General features: G+C 48.3%; 16 protein-coding genes and 1 pseudogene. 13 read left to right on the top strand and 4 right to left on the bottom strand.

All coding sequences use genetic code 11. The features are described 5' to 3' along the window. Nucleotides 1-13 precede the first annotated feature (13 nt). The 3 genes from BLHYD_RS15745 to BLHYD_RS15735 all read left to right on the top strand — a co-directional run bounded on the left by BLHYD_RS15745 (nucleotide 14) and on the right by BLHYD_RS15735 (nucleotide 3,419). Nucleotides 14-1,618: a xylulokinase gene (locus BLHYD_RS15745; protein ID WP_005951658.1), complete on the top strand. Its 1,605-nt coding sequence runs from the start codon at nucleotides 14-16 to the stop codon at nucleotides 1,616-1,618. A gap of 73 nt (nucleotides 1,619-1,691) precedes the next feature. Beyond that, nucleotides 1,692-2,393, top strand: coding sequence for an L-ribulose-5-phosphate 4-epimerase (locus tag BLHYD_RS15740; RefSeq protein WP_005951656.1), 702 nt, complete (start codon nucleotides 1,692-1,694; stop codon nucleotides 2,391-2,393). 3 nt (nucleotides 2,394-2,396) lie between these two features. After that, nucleotides 2,397-3,419 (top strand): aldose epimerase family protein, encoded by a 1,023-nt coding sequence (locus tag BLHYD_RS15735; RefSeq protein ID WP_005951654.1) that lies wholly within the window; start codon nucleotides 2,397-2,399, stop codon nucleotides 3,417-3,419. 166 nt (nucleotides 3,420-3,585) lie between these two features. Here the strand turns inward: BLHYD_RS15735 and BLHYD_RS15730 are convergent, their stop codons facing one another. Next, a complete protein-coding gene (locus tag BLHYD_RS15730; RefSeq protein WP_005951652.1) occupies nucleotides 3,586-4,071 on the bottom strand; it encodes a DUF2798 domain-containing protein in 486 nt (161 codons plus the stop codon). A 293-nt stretch (nucleotides 4,072-4,364) separates the two neighbouring features. Further along, nucleotides 4,365-5,390, bottom strand: coding sequence for a helix-turn-helix domain-containing protein (locus BLHYD_RS15725; RefSeq protein ID WP_005951650.1), 1,026 nt, complete (start codon nucleotides 5,388-5,390; stop codon nucleotides 4,365-4,367). 256 nt (nucleotides 5,391-5,646) lie between these two features. Here BLHYD_RS15725 and BLHYD_RS15720 point away from each other — a divergent pair, with 256 nt between their 5' ends. The 5 genes from BLHYD_RS15720 (at nucleotide 5,647) to hpdA (ending at nucleotide 11,250) form a co-directional block, all read left to right on the top strand. Next, nucleotides 5,647-6,312, top strand: coding sequence for a Crp/Fnr family transcriptional regulator (locus tag BLHYD_RS15720; RefSeq protein WP_005951648.1), 666 nt, complete (start codon nucleotides 5,647-5,649; stop codon nucleotides 6,310-6,312). Between the two features lie 398 nt (nucleotides 6,313-6,710). After that, nucleotides 6,711-7,271, top strand: coding sequence for a trigger factor (locus BLHYD_RS15715; RefSeq protein ID WP_021845889.1), 561 nt, complete (start codon nucleotides 6,711-6,713; stop codon nucleotides 7,269-7,271). Nucleotides 7,272-7,331: 60 nt separating this feature from the next. Further along, on the top strand, nucleotides 7,332-10,025 hold the full coding sequence (gene hpdB / locus BLHYD_RS15710) for a 4-hydroxyphenylacetate decarboxylase large subunit (RefSeq protein WP_005952614.1): 2,694 nt from the start codon (nucleotides 7,332-7,334) through the stop codon (nucleotides 10,023-10,025). A 19-nt stretch (nucleotides 10,026-10,044) separates the two neighbouring features. After that, complete coding sequence (hpdC, locus tag BLHYD_RS15705; RefSeq protein WP_021845890.1) at nucleotides 10,045-10,302, top strand: 4-hydroxyphenylacetate decarboxylase small subunit; 258 nt, start codon at nucleotides 10,045-10,047, stop codon at nucleotides 10,300-10,302. Nucleotides 10,303-10,311: 9 nt separating this feature from the next. Continuing rightward, nucleotides 10,312-11,250, top strand: coding sequence for a 4-hydroxyphenylacetate decarboxylase activase (hpdA, locus tag BLHYD_RS15700; protein ID WP_005952610.1), 939 nt, complete (start codon nucleotides 10,312-10,314; stop codon nucleotides 11,248-11,250). Between the two features lie 67 nt (nucleotides 11,251-11,317). On the opposite strand, the gene BLHYD_RS15695 is transcribed toward hpdA, so the two are convergent. Beyond that, nucleotides 11,318-11,650, bottom strand: coding sequence for a DUF3784 domain-containing protein (locus BLHYD_RS15695; protein ID WP_005952608.1), 333 nt, complete (start codon nucleotides 11,648-11,650; stop codon nucleotides 11,318-11,320). 352 nt (nucleotides 11,651-12,002) lie between these two features. On the opposite strand from BLHYD_RS15695, the gene BLHYD_RS15690 reads away from it, so the two are divergent. The 5 genes and pseudogenes from BLHYD_RS15690 (at nucleotide 12,003) to BLHYD_RS15670 (ending at nucleotide 16,402) form a co-directional block, all read left to right on the top strand. Then, a complete protein-coding gene (locus BLHYD_RS15690) occupies nucleotides 12,003-12,998 on the top strand; it encodes a DUF4003 domain-containing protein (RefSeq protein ID WP_040350923.1) in 996 nt (331 codons plus the stop codon). Nucleotides 12,999-13,023: 25 nt separating this feature from the next. Further along, nucleotides 13,024-13,688 (top strand): annotated as a pseudogene (locus BLHYD_RS15685) (response regulator transcription factor). Between the two features lie 89 nt (nucleotides 13,689-13,777). Further along, a complete protein-coding gene (locus BLHYD_RS15680; RefSeq protein ID WP_005952600.1) occupies nucleotides 13,778-14,692 on the top strand; it encodes an ABC transporter ATP-binding protein in 915 nt (304 codons plus the stop codon). Further along, nucleotides 14,685-15,521 carry an ABC transporter permease gene (locus BLHYD_RS15675; protein WP_005952598.1) on the top strand — a complete coding sequence of 279 codons (837 nt, stop codon included), beginning with the start codon at nucleotides 14,685-14,687 and terminating at the stop codon, nucleotides 15,519-15,521. The genes BLHYD_RS15680 and BLHYD_RS15675 overlap by 8 nt, the downstream gene beginning before the upstream one ends. Continuing rightward, on the top strand, nucleotides 15,518-16,402 hold the full coding sequence (locus BLHYD_RS15670; protein ID WP_005952596.1) for a sensor histidine kinase: 885 nt from the start codon (nucleotides 15,518-15,520) through the stop codon (nucleotides 16,400-16,402). Before BLHYD_RS15675 ends, BLHYD_RS15670 begins: the two co-directional genes overlap by 4 nt. Before the next feature lie 56 nt (nucleotides 16,403-16,458). Here BLHYD_RS15670 and trxA read toward each other — a convergent pair whose 3' ends face one another. After that, a complete protein-coding gene (gene trxA, locus BLHYD_RS15665; protein WP_005952594.1) occupies nucleotides 16,459-16,770 on the bottom strand; it encodes a thioredoxin in 312 nt (103 codons plus the stop codon). Between the last annotated feature and the right edge of the window lie 61 nt (nucleotides 16,771-16,831).

The raw sequence follows: 16,831 nt of genomic DNA, 5'->3' as shown, positions 1-16,831 counted from the left end.
GAGGAGATCACATATGAGTGACACAAACGCAATCAAAAAATACATTGAAGCTGGAAAAGCTGTCATGGGTCTGGAATTTGGCTCCACCCGTATCAAAGCTGTGCTGATTGGTGAGAATCATGCGCCCATTGCTTCCGGAGATCATGAGTGGGAAAACCGTCTGGACAATGGAATCTGGACTTACACTTTGGAGGATATCTGGACCGGTCTTCAAGACTGCTACAGCAAGATGGCGGCAGATGTGAAGGCAAAATATGACGTTACATTGACAAGGCTTAGGGCAATCGGATTTAGTGCTATGATGCATGGGTATCTCGCTTTTGATAAAGACGGTGGCCTGTTGGTACCATTTCGTACTTGGCGGAACAGCATCACAGGAGAGGCGTCGGAAGCTTTGATGAAGCTGTTTGATTATAACATTCCTCAAAGATGGAGCATTGCTCATCTGTACCAAGCTATTTTAAACGAGGAAGCGCATGTAAAAGATCTTGCATACCTGACAACCCTGTCTGGCTATATTCACTGGCAGATGACAGGAGAGAAGGTCATCGGCGTAGGCGACGCCTCCGGTATGTTCCCCATCAGCAGCAAGACCAAGGATTACGATGAAGCGATGGTGAAAAAATTCAACGCTTTGATCGCGGAGAAAAACTTTGGCTGGAAGCTGGAAGATGTTCTGCCGCAGGTAAAGCTTGCCGGAGAAAATGCAGGCTTCCTTACCGAAGAAGGGGCTAAAAGACTGGATGTTAGCGGCAATCTTCAGGCTGGAACACCTATCGCCCCGCCGGAAGGAGACGCAGGCACCGGAATGACGGCTACAAACAGTGTGGCAAAGCGCACGGGAAATGTCTCGGCCGGAACGTCTATCTTCGGTATGGTGGTATTGGAAAAAGAGCTTTCCAAGGTATATCCGGAAATTGATATGGTGACAACACCGGACGGCAGCCTTGTGGCTATGGTTCATGCAAATAACTGTACCTCAGATTTGAATGCGTGGGTTGGTATTTTCAAGGAGTTCGCAGAAAGCTTCGGCGTTGACGTAGATATGAACAAGCTGTATGGAACGCTCTACCGCAAGGCTTTGGAGGGAGATCCAGACTGCGGTGGCGTGCTAGCATATGGATATCTGTCCGGGGAAAATATTACGGAATGCGACGAAGGACGCCCTCTGTTTGTGAGAAGTCCTAAGAGCAATTTCAATCTGGCGAACTTCATGAGAGCGAATCTGTTTACTTCGCTGGGCGCCTTGAAGATTGGCATGGATATTTTGTTGAAGGAGGAGCATGTACAGATTGACAGCATTTTGGGCCATGGAGGACTCTTTAAGACCAAAGGCGTCGCCCAGGGCTTCTTGGCAGCGGCGATCAATGCTCCGGTCTCTGTCATGGAGACTGCCGGGGAGGGCGGCCCATGGGGAATGGCTCTTTTGGCAGCCTATATGGCGCAGAAAGAAGACGGAGAGTCTCTTCAAAATTACCTTTCTAAGAAAGTGTTTGGAGAAAATGCCGGAACCAGTATGAAGCCGGTGGAAAAAGACGTGGAAGGCTTTGAGGTCTTTACCGAAAGATACAAAAGAGGTATTATAATTGAACAGGCAGCTATTCAGAATTTAATATAGCTGATGCCAAAGTAAGCAAGGGGAGCTGTCTGTGGCAGCTCCTTGAATGATTTAGAATAAAGGAGACAAAACAATGCTGGAAGAGTTAAAAAAACAGGTATATGAGGCAAATATGTTGCTTCCCAAGTATGGGCTTGTGACATTTACCTGGGGAAATGTCAGCGGAATTGACCGTGAGAAAGGTTTGTTTGTCATCAAGCCAAGTGGCGTGGAGTATGATGTGTTGAAGCCAGAAGATATGGTGGTGATAGATTTGGATGGCAAAAAAGTGGAAGGCGATATGAATCCTTCTTCTGATACAGCTACACATGTGGTATTGTATAACCGTTTTCCAAACATCGGCGGTGTAGTTCATACACATTCTCCATGGGCCACAAGCTGGGCGCAGGCAGGAAGAGGAATTCCCTGCTATGGAACCACACATGCGGATTATCTGTACGGTGAAATTCCCTGCGTTAGAAATCTTACAAAAGAGGAAATCGACGAGGCTTATGAGAAGTATACTGGTATTCTCATTGCCGACCATTTTGCGCAGCAGAATCTGGACTATGAGGCAATGCCAGCAGTACTGTGCAAAAATCATGGACCATTTACATGGGGTAAGGATGCGCATGAGGCAGTTCACAACGCGGTTGTTTTAGAAGAGGTGGCTAAGATGGCTGCCCGCTGCGAGTGGATTAACCCTCAGAATCAGCCGGCGCCTCAGGAATTGCAGGATAAGCACTATTATCGAAAGCATGGCGCCAATGCATATTATGGGCAGAAGGGAAAATAAACGGTGGTAAATCTAGTAAAAAGATCAGAGAATCGTATAGATATTCTGGAACTGAAAAATGATAGTCTTTCTGTGACCGTCACAAATCTTGGCTGCACCGTCATGAAGATTCTGACAGCGGATAAAGATGGGCGGTTTCGGGACATGGTACTGGGATATGACACGATTCAAGAGTACCAGGAACATACAGGGTATTTGGGGGCTTTTGTGGGACGAGTGGCGAATCGGATTGGAGGCGCCAGCTTTGAACTGAATGGAAAAACCTACCAGCTTGCGAAAAATTCTGGACCTAACGCGATTCACGGCGGCATCGAGGGGTTTTCAAACAAGGTATTCAGCTATACGACAGGAGAAGATGAAATTGTCTTTACCTATACGAGCCCTGACGGCGAGGAAGGGTATCCTGGTGAGCTGAACGTGACGGTTACTTACCGTCTGGAAGCAGATAAATTCATTTTACAGTATGAAGCTCATACAGATCAGGATACTATTTTGAATTTTACCAACCACTCTTATTTTAATCTCAGCGGAAGACCCTGCGGGATTGGGGAACATTGGCTGCAGACGGCGGCGGACTGCTTTGCCTGTGTAGATGAAAACGGACTTGTGACAGGAGAGATTCGTGATGTGGCGGGGACTCCCTTTGATTTTAGAAATGGTGGCAAGCTCGGAGAGCATCTACAGATGGAAGATGAACAGCTTAAAATCGGACATGGTTTTGACCATCCCTTCATTTTCAGGGATGAGAAAGAAAAAGTGAAGCTTTACTGTGAAGAAAGCGGAATAGAAATGATCGTGGAGACTACTTTGCCGCAGGCTCAGATCTACACGGCAAATTTCCTGGAACCTCACAAGGGCAAGGGTGGGGATATCATTGATCAGAGGACTGCTATCTGTGTGGAGACACAGAATATGCCAGACAGCATCCATAAGGAAGAAAACCCAACTGTGATTCTGCGGGCTGGGGACACCTATCGAGAGATGACCAGCTATCGTTTTCATGTTATAGGGAACGATTTGTCATGATGAGGTGTGAGGAATTTTTTCGATAACGAAGACGTCTGCTGCGGGTGCGTATGCCGTACTGGGGAATTTTACCGCGAAGCGGAACGATTTCTATAGGGGCAGGTGCAGCTATTATGAAGCGCACCTGCCTCTGAATTATTATAAAGCATTAGATATGATGGTGTTTTCAGGAGATTTGAGCTTCTGGTTCCTTTTCTGGGAAAAGACGGCGGAAAATTCCTCTCACCAAAGGCCCGGCAAAAAAGATTTGCCAGCACAGCGCCATGGGAAAATTCAAGGCGGCGGTTTGAATCCAGACAGAAAGCAGCTCCGGCTGCAGCCCTCCCTTGAAAAGAACCGCTGCAGCCAAGCTCATCAGCGGGCACATCAGGCAGACGGTGATGGCAGAGATGGCTAAAACGATAAAGATCATTTTGTCCATACCTGGCTGAACTAGACGGAAGGCAAGCTTTTTGGCGAGAGGTCCGACAATGAACAGTTCCAGAAAAAAAGCGACGATTCCCATGATTGGCAATTCTCCGAAAGCCATGAGAAATACCTGGTTGGTCAGTTTACCCGTATCTAAAGAGATGTTATAGATAACCATTGCGTAGACCATGACCACTACCATAATAAGAGTGAAAATAACGTCCTGAAATTTGTTTTTCGGCATAATTGTGTCCTCCTTCTTGGCGCTTATATGTTTTTGATGGGCGGAATACTAAGTTCACATAAAAAAATGAGACTATATGCGTAATATAACTTTCGTTAAGACTACAGCATATAATCTCACTACCATTTTCATCTAGCGCCGATATTTATTTTTTAAAGTGAAATCTAAGCTCTGTTCCTGTAAAGGGGACAGGGAAAACAACAAAGCTTGTTTCTTATCGCTGAGTATTCTATCAAAAAATAAATGAAAATGTAAGCATTTTTTTAAATTTTGGCATAATGTTCGTTTTGCTTTTACAGAAGCGTTTTTTTCTGGTTGTTCTGCTCAGATTTTTTGGGGAGAATCCGGCAGAGGGTGACAATGACCCCATATAAAATGGCGGCGACAGGCCAGATCACCCAGGAACTCTCCCAGCGCATGGTAATTAGGCTGAAACCCAGATACAAAGCAGTGACCGCAAGCCAGTAAACCGTGGAAACAGGTTCCAAAAGTTTTTGATGACGTTTGGAGCTTTTGGTAAACTCTCCTTCCTGCAATAGCTGTAAGTAGGTATTTTGAATCGTGTTGCAGACCACAAATAAATAAACAGCGACGGCTACGATAAGCAGTGAAACAGAAAGTCCCAGCAAGACGAAAAAATCAGAAGCATGGAAAGCAGCGGCGCAGAACAACGGAATCACAGCGGTGATACAGAGAATCACGCCAATGATGGTATAGCGGTTATAGGTACCTTCATAGGTGCTTTTTTGTTCTCGTGCCAGAGCATCCACACCGTAGGCTGTGTCAAATTCTTCTTTTTCCAGATACGCAAAAGGCTTCAGGAGGCTGCCAGTTCCAAGAAATTGGGTGACAGCCACACAGACAAACAGCAAAACGACGATGAGACCCAGCAGCGCGCCGATATCTTCGGAGAGGGGAAGAAGACTGCTGTCAGACATCCCCATCAGGAGAAAGAGGCAGATGGGAGACAGGATGCACAGAACGGTTCCCAGAGCCATTTTCTTGGCTGCTTGTTCTCGTGCCTGAATAAAGGCGGTGGCCTCAGCTAGTGTGACTTGGCGCAGGGAGTGGGACGGAGCTTCCATAGGGGGAAGCTCAGCGTCGGTATCGGTTTGTGGCTGTACGTCTTCTTTTAATAAGTAGTCGGTGGATACCTGAAAAAGCTCACTGAGCAGTACGATTTTACTCAATTCCGGTGTGGATAGATTTCCTTCCCATTTGGAGATGGATTGTCTGGATACTCCGCATTTTTCAGCCAGCTCTTCCTGAGACCAGCCATTCTTTTTTCTTAAGGTTAAAATTTTTTCTGATAGAAGCATGAGTGCAACCTCTCTTTCTTTTTATTGCCTATTAGTGATTTGTTTTTCCTTCTGATATCAGATTGCCCTTCTGGGCTTCTTGTTTTCTGGGCTTATCATAGCACAGATTGCGGTTGACAACCAGCAAGCGCGCTTGAAAATTTGTCAACCAGGGGTTGCAGTCGGGCTTGTTTTGCGGGTTTTGCGCTTTTCATTCAGGAATGGATTGTGTATAATCTTAAGAAAAGCTCTGATTTAGAGAAAGGGTGGGACGGGGATGGATTTAAAAGATTTGGAGATTTATCCGTTTATCAAAGATCGTCTGGACCGAATTCCGAGAGTCACGGTGAAGGCGGGAGAATACATTTCACGGGCGGGAAAGGCTGACGGAGGGCTGTTCTATGTGGTCAGCGGATATATGAGAGTGGAATGTGTCTCCCATGAAGGAAAGAAGATTTTGGTGGATAATCTAGGGCCGGATAATTTCACCGGGAAAATCAGCCGGGTACAGAAAGCCTATTTTGCCTGTGATATTTTCGCAGCCACAGACTGTGATCTTTTGTTTTTAGAGAGCAAGGTCTACGAGGCGATGATGAAGGACAAAGGGTTCAGCGAGTTGTTTTATCGCAAAATCAGTAATCGTGTCTATCAGATGTACAAGGGACGGTTGGTCCGAAGCTTTTACAGTCTGGCGGAGTTGGTGGCCTATCATATCTGTAGCCGTACCGGGAAAGACCAGATTTTTGAGTACAGGAGTACACTGAGCCTCTGTGAAGAGCTGGATATCAGTAGGAGAGGTCTGTACAATATTCTGAATAAGTTTCTGGAAAAAGGCTATTTGGAGAAGGAAGTCGGAAGCAGCCGTTATTATGTCAGAAACCGCCGGGAGCTGGAAAAGATCTGCTCGGAAGTGCGCAGGTACATGGAAGAGCAGGAACCGTAAAAATTCAATAGCAGGAAATAACTCCGAATACCTCTGTTTTTCAGGGGTATTTTTTATGTAACAGGAAAGACCTTGTCACACTAATGCGTGAAAGCCCTTTCCTATTACATAAACGCTCCGCTAAAGATGCGCACGCCGCAATAAGGTAGTACACCGCAAGGCGGTGTTGCGGCGGCGCGCAAAGTGGGACTGTGCGCCGCAAAGATGGAGGGGATGGGGGAGCTGAAGTGGGCTTGCCCACTTTGTTCTAACAGAAAAGACCTTGTCACGCTAATGCGTGAAAGATTCCTTTTACTTTGGGTTTTCTGTGAATAAGTGTGCAAAGTGCACTGTGATTGAGGAGCCTTGTTCATTATAATTAGAAACTAAGATGCGTGAGAGGAAAGGAGAGAATCAAAGTGAGCACGCCAAAGGTAAAGTTGGGAGAGTACAGACATGTGAGGGTACCTTTTGAAGATTGGAAGAATGCGGTGGAGGAAAATATCGTCAGATACCGGATGTCTCTGGAAAATGCTGAGAGAAAAGCAAAAGAGGATTTGGCGGCGAAGGAAATTGTAAAGCGTTCCCAAATTCAGACTTCAGAGGAGGAGGTCACGGCACGGGCGGTTCAGATGATGGAGGCCTATGCGCTGCGTCTTCAGCAGCAGGGGCTTTCCATTGAAGGGTACTATCGCACAAAGAAAACCAACGAGCAGGAGCTGTTAGAACAGATGAAGGAGAAGGCGAGAAAACAGATTCAGGCTAGAATGGTGCTGGCGGCAGTGGCCCAATCGGAAAATCTGGAAGCCACGGTAGAGGAATATGACCGCGAGGTTCATAAGCTGGCAGTCCGGTATCTGATGAGTAAGGAGCAGGTGAATAAGATTCTTCAGGGAGAAGAAGGACAGCGTATCCGTCAGGAGATCGCTGTGGAGAAGGCAGCAAAATTTTTGGCCGCGAATGTAAAGGTAAACAGCTAGAGGAAGAGGGCATGGCGGAATAGTTAGGTCCTGCGAATAATAGAAAAGGGAGGTTTTTTGATGGACAACAAACAGAAACTGGAAGAGATACTGAGAAAGAGGGGGATTGCCGCTCTCCACACAGACGACACAAAAGAGGAGGATATTCCGGAGGCCAGTGATCGCTTTAAGAAGCTGATGGATATCTACTACACCCTGAAGGTGACTGCGGATATGGAGACGCCGTACTGGTACAACCGTATCTGGTGGGAGAATGACGGAGATCTCATCGAGGTTCGCCGTGCCAAGGCAGTGGCAGGCGGCTACGCTCATACTACGCCGACGATTCTGCCCTATGAGAAGCTGGTCATGAATAAGACTAAGGATATCCGCGGCGCTTTTCCATTTCCATGGGTGTGCGCCAGCTTTTTCAACAGCCTGGCAGAGTCTTTGATGAATGAGGTGGACGCTCCGGCGGAGAATGAGGCGGACTCCGTCAGCGTCGTGGGCGCCGGCGGCGGAAACGTGACGGAGAGCTATGGGGAGATTATTTCCATTGCGAAGAAGTTCGGCATGAGAAAAGAAGATATTCCGGTTCTGGTGAAGGTGTCAAAATATTGGGATGGCATCTCCGTGGAGGATGTCAGCACAAAATATGCGAAGATGATTCCAGAGTACGATCAGTTTTCCGCAGTGATGGACAGCGTTGTGGTCATGTTTGATTCCTTCGCGATTCCCCAGGGCCGTGAGGTTATGAATTACTATATGCCGCTTCAGTACGGCTTTGATGAGATTCAGAAAATGTGCGACGACAGAATCGCTCTGGTGATGGGCGAGGCTGAGGACGACGGAATTTTAGGTATGAGCCGCGGCTACTATTATGCGGCTATGAAGGAAGTCTGTAAGGGGCTGAGCAAATGGTGTGAAAACTATGCGAGAAGGGCCAAAGATCTGGCGTCCAGGGAGAGAGACCCGGAATTTAAGAAAAACTATGAAGAGATCGCAGAGGTGATGGAGAACATTGCCCACAAACGTCCGGCTTCCTTCCGGGAAGCGCTGCAGATGACTCTGTGTCTGCATTACGGCGTGGTCAATGAGGACCCGCAGTCCGGCCAGTCTATTGGACGTCTGGGCCAGGTATTGCAGCCGTTCTATGAGAAGGATATCGAGGAAGGAAAGATCACTGACGAGGAAGTGATCGAACTGTTGGAACTGTACAGAATTAAGATCACCTGTATTGAGTGTTTTGCCTCCGCGGGAGTGTCCGGCGGTGTGCTGTCCGGCAATACCTTTAACAATCTGTCCTTGGGCGGGCAGTCCTATGACGGCCGAAGCGCGGTGACGCCGTTGGAATACCTGATTCTGGAAGCGGGTATGCGCGCGAAGACGCCTCAGCCGACTTTAAGTGTGCTGTATGATGAGAAAACGCCGGAGGATTTCTTGATGAAGGCGGCGCAGTGTACGAAGCTGGGGCTGGGTTATCCGGCTTGGATGAACAACCAGACGGGAATGAACTTTATGATGCGCCAGTACGGGCCGGAGGGCATGAACCTGGAAGACGCCAGGGCCTGGTGTCTGGGCGGCTGTCTGGAATCTGCGCCAGGTTGTTTCTCGCCTTTGGAGTACAATGGAAAAGTGACGATGATTCCGGGAGGGGCCTCTCCCACCTGCGGAACGGGTATTCATTTTACCGCTCTGCCGAAGATTCTGGAACTGGTGCTGACCAACGGGGTAGACCGGAGAACTGGAAAGAGAGTCTTCCCGGCTCACAATGAGAAGATTGAGACCTACGATCAGATGGTGGCCCTGTGGCAGCGGTATCTGGATATCAGCAATCGGATTGTGAATCGGGTGAATAACATGCAGATGGATATCTGGAGAAAATACAACATGCCGGCGGTGAACTCTCTGCTGAAGGCAGACTGTTTCAAGAAGGGACAGCACATCGGAAACTGCGGCGCCCGCTATAACGCCTGCATCAACTTTGAGTCCTGCGGAACGATTACTTATATCAATTCTCTGGCTTCCATTAAGAAAAATGTTTTTGACGATCAGAAATATACGCTGGAAGAGATGACTGACGCGATGGTACACAATTTTGGATTCAAGACGGCATATGAGACGAATGTCTTCTCGCCGGATTTCCGGGAGAGCACGCCGGAGGCGGCGAAATACGCACAGATTTTCGCGGACTGTGTGAACGCGCCGAAGTATGGAAATGCCGACCCATATGTGGACCAGCTTCTGCGGGATTACCAGATGTACTTGAAGGATTATCTTCCGACGCTGAAATCCTACTATGGAAAACCGGAATACCTGTGTCAGATCTCCGTGTCCACCCATGGACCGCAGGGCTTTGTGACCCTGGCTTCCGCAGACGGAAGGCTGGCGGGAACCACTTATTCGGATGGTTCTGTGTCCGCGGCGGCAGGTACGGATAAGAATGGTATCTATGCGATCTTTGAGTCTGCCACCGTTTACGATCACTCTCAGAATCAGAACGCGCAGATGAATTTGAAGCTGCATCCGTCGGCGGTGAAAGGTCTGAGCGGAACCAGAAAGCTGCTGGATGTGGTGCGGGCTTATATGAGAAAGGGCGGTTTCCATGTGCAGTTTAACGTGGTTGGTTCCGATACCCTGCGGGCAGCACAGAAGAAGCCGGAGGCTTACCGGGATTTGATGGTGCGTGTGGCTGGCTTTACCCAGTATTGGTGTGAGATCGGAAAGCCGATTCAGGACGAGGTCATCTACCGTACCGAGTACGATGAAGCGTGAGAAAGAGAGGATAAGAGGAATGAGACATTTTGACTGTATCAATTATATAAATCTGGACTGTGAAAAAGGGATGTGCGCATTGGACAAAGTGATCGTGCCCATTGACGGAGAGGGAAGCGAAGGCTGTCCAAGATTCGAGGCTGCTCCCAAATGCGGCAACTGCAAAAATTTCTCCGACCCGGACAAATACGGAATCGGCACCTGCAGCGGCTATGAGAAGGAAAACTGGGCTTATGCCACCTGCGGCGCCTATTCCTGTGAAAAATACGCCAGATAAGGAGCAGCTATGGAACCAAAGGGACTGATTTTTGATATCCAAAGCTTCTCTGTGCATGACGGGCCTGGCTGCCGGACTAACGTCTTTTTGGAGGGGTGCCCGCTGAAATGCCGCTGGTGCGCGAACCCGGAGAGCTGGGGCAGCAAAAAGCACATTATGTTCGCGGAAAATGTCTGCAAATATGACAAGGGCTGCAGAGCCTGCGAGAATATCTGTCCTTCGGACTCGATTGTTTGGAGCTCGGAAGGAAAGCCGTCGATTACCTGGGAGATCTGTAAGGACTGTGAGACCTTCGAATGCACTGCGATCTGTCCCAACAACGTGTTTAAACAGTGTGTGCGGGAGATGACAGTGGGAGAGCTGATGCAGATTCTGCGCCGGGATTTCAATAACTGGGGTTCCGAGGGCGGCGTGACGTTCACCGGGGGAGACCCCATGATGCAGCAGGAGTTTTTGCTGGCAGCTTTAAAGGAATGTAAGAGATGGCACATTCACACCGCCATCGAGACGGAAGCCTATGCCAGTGAAAAGCATTTTCTGGAAGTGATGAAATACATTGACTTTGCCTTTATTGATGTGAAGCATATGGACAGTGAGGCTCATCGGTGGGGTACCGGCGTGGGAAACGAGAAGATTCTCTCGAACATTGAAGCACTGATTCAGTCAGGCTGGGAAGGGCGGCTGGTGCTGCGTCAGCCTACCATCGCAGGATATAATGACAGCGATGAGAATGCCAGGGCACTGATTGGGTTTATGCAGAAGAACGGTCTGTATGAGATCAACCTGCTGAAATTTCACCGTCTGGGCCAGACCAAGTGGGAGCAGCTGGGAAAGAACTATGAGTACAGTGACCACGGAGATATGAGTGAGGAGGCAATGCTTCATTTGCAGGAGCTCTATCTGGATGAGGGGATTGCCTGCTACGTGGGAGAGGATACGCCATTTTGACAAAGATTGACGGGGGACTGCCGATGGCAGTCCCCCGAAGTTCGTTATGGGAAATCCCTTCTCCTATTTAAAACTTGTATTTTCCGAACGCCTTTTCCTCATCCAGATGTACGTCCTTGAAGAACATAATGATCCAGACGATGAAAGCCGGAATTGCCATATATGTGGATATGAGGAGGGATAAAAGCGCCCCAACTCCCAAAATAGCCGTCCAGATCAGGAACATGTTCCGGTGATCTTTGCTCATCCATTTGGTGTCGTAAAGCCTGCGCTGCTCCTTCGGCATGGTGCTGAAGCCGCTGATTAGAATGGCGGCTTTTCCTTTTAGGAGCGTAAACAAAAGAGCCAGCAGCAAAAAAACGATGCTGGAAGCGGCACAGACCCAGAATCCAATATTCATACGCAGTTGCCTCCGTTTCAGCGTCAAAATTTCATTTCGTTTACAAAGCTTCTTTGAGCAGAGTATAGCATGTTGGAAGCAACAATTCAACTATACCATGTACGGGAAGCAAAAAACATACTTGTATGTTTTTGCGAGCGGACATCTGTATGAGCTGAGTGCCTTTTCATGAGTAAGACGGCAGCGTCAGCCGCAATAAGCACGCAGTATGGTTTTACGAATGGCGATGGCTGAACGAATGCGGTTGGAAAACGAGGTGCAACAAGGCTTTCTTGACAAATATTTTGGCGGCAAATACAATAGGACATAATGTTTGGTTAATTCTCTTTGTCAGGGAAAGAAGGAGGTATACATGAGAAGTACATTATCTGGACTGTGCAAAAGTTTTATGGAGAACAAGGAACGGATTCGGGCTGCCTTTGCCTGGGAGAACTCTTATCTTCACCCGGTCTGCGCGGCGCTCTTTACCAATCAGCGGCAAATCGCGGATACTGATTGGATGAAGCGGTGCAAGGGCATCCTGGAGGAGCATACAGGAGCGTTCTCAGGTTTTCGGGGAATCGCAAAGCTCTCCATGATTTCTTATTTGGCTCTGGACGGCAGCCCAGAAAGGCGGATGCAGAAAGCGCTTCTGGTCTACGAGGCCATGAAGGAGCATTTTTTCAGTTCCCAGTATCTTTCGGTGGCCTCGATGATGATTTCCGGAATGGCAGAGAAAGACAGGTATGAGGAAATTGCCCGCAGGACCCGGAGGATTTATGATTTGATGAGAAAGGAACATCCATTTCTGACATCCAGCGAGGACAGTGTATTTGCCGCTTTGCTGGCCCTGTCAGAAAAAAGCGATGAGGAAGTGATACGAGAGACCGAAGACTGCTACCGGCTTTTGAAAGAGCAGTTTTCAACGGGCAACGCGCTTCAATCCCTCAGCCACGCACTGGCCCTAGGAGAAGGTACGGCCAAGGAAAAATGCGAGAGAACCATAAGATTGTATGATCTGCTGAAGGAGAAGGGCTGTAAGTATGGAACCAGCTACGAGCTGGCGACTCTGGGCGTGCTGGCGCTTTTACCGGCGAAGCTGGAGACCATTGCGGAGGATGTCGCAGAGACGGACGCATTTTTGGCAAAACAAAAGGGGTATGGATTTTTTGGATTCAGCAGAAAACAGAGATTGATGCATGCAGGACTGATCGTAGCCAGCGATTATATCGGGGAGAACGTAGAGCTAAAGATGGGAGCTGCCGCCGTGGGCGGAACCATCGCCTTAATCGTGGCCCAGCAGACTGCCATCTGTGCGGCAGTTGTGGCGGTGAGCGCGGCGGCATCCAATTCCAGTTCTTCTTCATGATAAATTTTGAGGGAGTGAAAATTTTATGAAAAACATTATGGTGATCGACGATGACATTTATATCGGAGATATGCTGGAAGAGATGCTCAGACGGGAGGGCTACGGGGTGCGGCGGGCATACTCAGGCACGGAGGCGCTGCTTCTTTTGGAACAGAAAAGCCCTGATCTGGTCCTTCTGGACTTGATGCTGCCAGGATTAAGCGGGGAGGAAGTTCTGTCGAAGATCACAGGAATCCCGGTGATTGTCCTCAGCGCGAAAGCAGAGGTAAGCGGTAAAGTCCGTCTCTTGTTAAAAGGCGCCGCGGACTATATTACAAAACCCTTCGATATGGATGAGCTTCTGGCGCGGGTGACGGTACAGCTTAGGAATGCGGCCGTGTCAGGAAAAACCGCAGCCTTGACTTTCGAAGAGCTGACCCTGGAAGTGGATTCCCACGAAGTGCGTGCGGGAGAGAAACCGGTGAGGCTGACGAAAACAGAGTATGCGATTTTCGTAGGCTGATGCAGAATCCCTCTCAGGTACTCACGAAGTCGCAGCTTTTGGATTTGGTCAGCGAAGATACGCCGGATTGTACAGAAAGCTCCTTGAAGGTACATATCAGCAATCTGAGAAGGAAGTTAAGACAGGCGTCGGGAAAGGACTATATTGAGGCAGTCTGGGGAATTGGATTTAAGCTGAAAGAGGAATAAATCTTTACCAAATCTTTACTGTTTCCTTAACCGCTTTCTTAACCATGTCCTGTTAGACTACAGTCAGTACAGGAAAGGAGACAGAAGATATGGAATACATCTTATGTACGAATGGTTTGACGAAACAGTATCGTAAATTTAAGGCTTTAAACAATTTGAATATGCATGTTCCAAAGGGAGCGATCTACGGTTTCGTGGGAAAAAACGGAGCAGGGAAGACAACGTTGATTCGTCTGATCTGTGGGCTTCAGGAACCCACGAATGGAGAGTATTCTCTATATGGCAGGAAAAATACTGACGGGGGAATCTCAAAGGCCAGGCGGCGGATGGGAGCGGTGGTCGAGACACCGTCCATCTATCTGGATTTGACCGCTGAGGAAAATCTAAGAGAGCAGTATCTGGTATTGGGAATGCCTTCCTTTGAGGGAATCCAGGAACTGTTAAAACTGGTGGGACTTCAGGACGCTGGAAAGAAAAAAGCGAAGAATTTTTCTCTGGGTATGAAACAAAGACTGGGGATCGCCATCGCACTGGCAGGCGATCCGGATTTTCTGATTTTGGATGAACCGGTCAATGGTCTGGACCCTCAGGGAATCATCGAAATTCGTGAATTGATTCTAAAATTGAACAGGGAGAGACAGATCACATTTTTGATTTCCAGCCACATTCTGGATGAACTTTCCAGGCTGGCAACCCACTATGGTTTCATCGACCAGGGGCAGATTGTGAGGGAGATCAGCGCCGAGGAACTGGAACACGCTTGCAGAAAATGTATTCGGCTGACAGTCTCTGATACAAGGGCGCTGGCCTGTGTCCTGGATAAGATGAGGCTGGAATACAGCATTGTGTCAGAGGATGAGGCAGATGTGTTCGGAGAACTGAATATCTCAGAGCTTGTGCTGGCCTTGGCGCAGGAAGAGTGTCAGGTGCTGTCTTTGCATGAGAAGGATGAGAGTCTGGAGAGCTATTATGTGAATCTGATGGGAGGTGCCAGCCATGAGTAGATTACTGAGAGCAAGCTTTGCGAGGCTGAAAAAGGATAAGACATTTTGGATTTGTATGGCAGTGATGTTTGGAATAGGAGCTTTGTTTGTGATCTCCAATTATGTGACAATGAAATTCAGAGGATACGGCGCTACTGTGGATGACGCTCTGTTCAGCTATGGAACCTACATCGGTATGTTCCTGGCAGCTTTCAGCAGCTTGTATATCGGCAAAGAGTACAGCGACGGAACCATCCGAAATAAACTGGTGGTGGGACATTCCAGGAGCAGCATTTATCTGTCCAATCTGATTGTCAATATGGTGGTCAGTCTGCTGTTGGCAACTGCCTATATCGCCGCGGTTCTGGGAATTGGCATCCCTCTGTTGGGAGGGCTTCACAGCACATTAGAATCTGTGCTTAGAGTTCTGTTCGGGAGTGTGATGATGGCTTTTGCCCTGGCGTCGATCTTTACGCTGTTGAGTATGCTGAATCAGAATAAAGCGGCAGCGGCAGTCATTGAGCTGGCTGGATTTTTCATATTTGTGTTCTTCTCGATCTATATCCATGCCAGGCTGCTGGAGCCGAAAGTCTATGAGAGCTATTCCTATGTGGATGAAAATAATGGGAAGGTAGTGACAGAGGAGGCGGAGCCAAATCCCAATTATCTGACGGGGACGAAGAGAGCAGTCTTTGAGTTTGCGGAAGATTTTCTGCCTACCGGGCAGTCCTTGCAGCTCTCCCAGTGGGCTCCAACTCACTATGAACGAATGCTGGCGTACTCAGCGGTACTCTGTGTGATTACCACCGCAGGCGGAGTATACTTTTTTCGGAAAAAGGATTTAAAATGATAATATTATGCGTGATATTGGCCCTGGTTTGTGTCTTTTTGGGGGTGAAGCTGTTTTGCCTTCAGCGGGGAATAGACGAGGTGTGTGAAGAGTTCCAAGAGAAAATGGAAGAGGATACGAATACGTTGATTACCGTGTCGGGCGGAGATCGCCGTGTCAGACGGCTGGCAGCCCAGATCAACGGCCAGCTCAGATTGCTCAGAAAAGAGCGCAGGACTCTTCAAAACGGAGATTTGGAGCTAAAGGAGGCCGTCACGAACATCTCTCATGATTTGCGCACACCTTTGACAGCCATCTGCGGGTATCTGGATTTGTTGGAGCGGGAAGAAAAATCGAAGAATGTGAATCGGTATCTGAAGATGATACGGGACCGTTCGGAGGCTCTGAAGAAGCTCACGGAAGAGTTGTTTCGGTATTCAGTCATCACTTCGGAAAAGGATATAGTGCTGGAAGAGGTGATTTCAAATCGGGTTTTGGAAGAGTGCGTATCGGTGTATTACGGTGCGCTGAAAAAGGGCGGGATTGTGCCAGAGATCACCATACCGGAAGAGAAGATTGTACGGATGCTGGACCAAGATGCTCTGTCTCGTGTGTTGGGAAATGTCGTCAGCAACGCCATTAAGTACAGCCAGGGGGATTTGGAGATCACGTTGACGTCTGAAGGTGAGATGATTTTTTCCAATCAAGCTCCTCTTCTGGATGAAGTACAGGTGGGGCGCCTGTTTGAACGTTTCTACACCGTCACCTCGGCTGCGAAATCCACGGGTCTGGGGCTATCCATTGCTAGAACTCTTACAGAGTCCATGGGCGGTGAGATCACGGCGCAATATGTTCAGGGGAAATTGTGCATCCGTGTTTTCTTTCCTGAGAATGGGGATTAAATTAGGCACGAAAAAAGCTGCTTTTGGCAGCTTTTTTCGTATAAGGGGGGCTATTTTTATAGGGATTCCAGCATTTTTTCTAGCTCCTCAGGCTCAGCGGGAGCGATCTTCTTTTCCAGGACTTTTCCATTTTGGATGAGGAGGACGGTAGGAATCGTCATGACACGGAACTGTTTGGCCAGTTCAGGCTCTTCGTCCACGTTGACTTTACCGATTTTCAAGTTTGGGGTATCCTGGGCGAATTCTTCCAATGCCGGTTCTAAGGCGCGGCAATGACTGCACCAGGGGGCCCAGAAGTCAACCATGACCGGCTGAGAGGACTGTAGTACTTCCTGTTCAAAATTATGGGTTCTAAAATTATTTATCATATTGTACTCTCCTTTGCTTTGAATTAGTTTTCTGATGATTTATTTCTTCCGCAGCTGCGGA

Origin of the sequence: Blautia hydrogenotrophica DSM 10507 (genome assembly GCF_034356035.1) — a bacterium.
GTDB lineage: Bacteria > Bacillota > Clostridia > Lachnospirales > Lachnospiraceae > Blautia_A > Blautia_A hydrogenotrophica.
The sequence above is the reverse complement of the archived record's forward strand: the minus strand, read 5'-3'. Positions and strand labels throughout refer to the sequence as shown.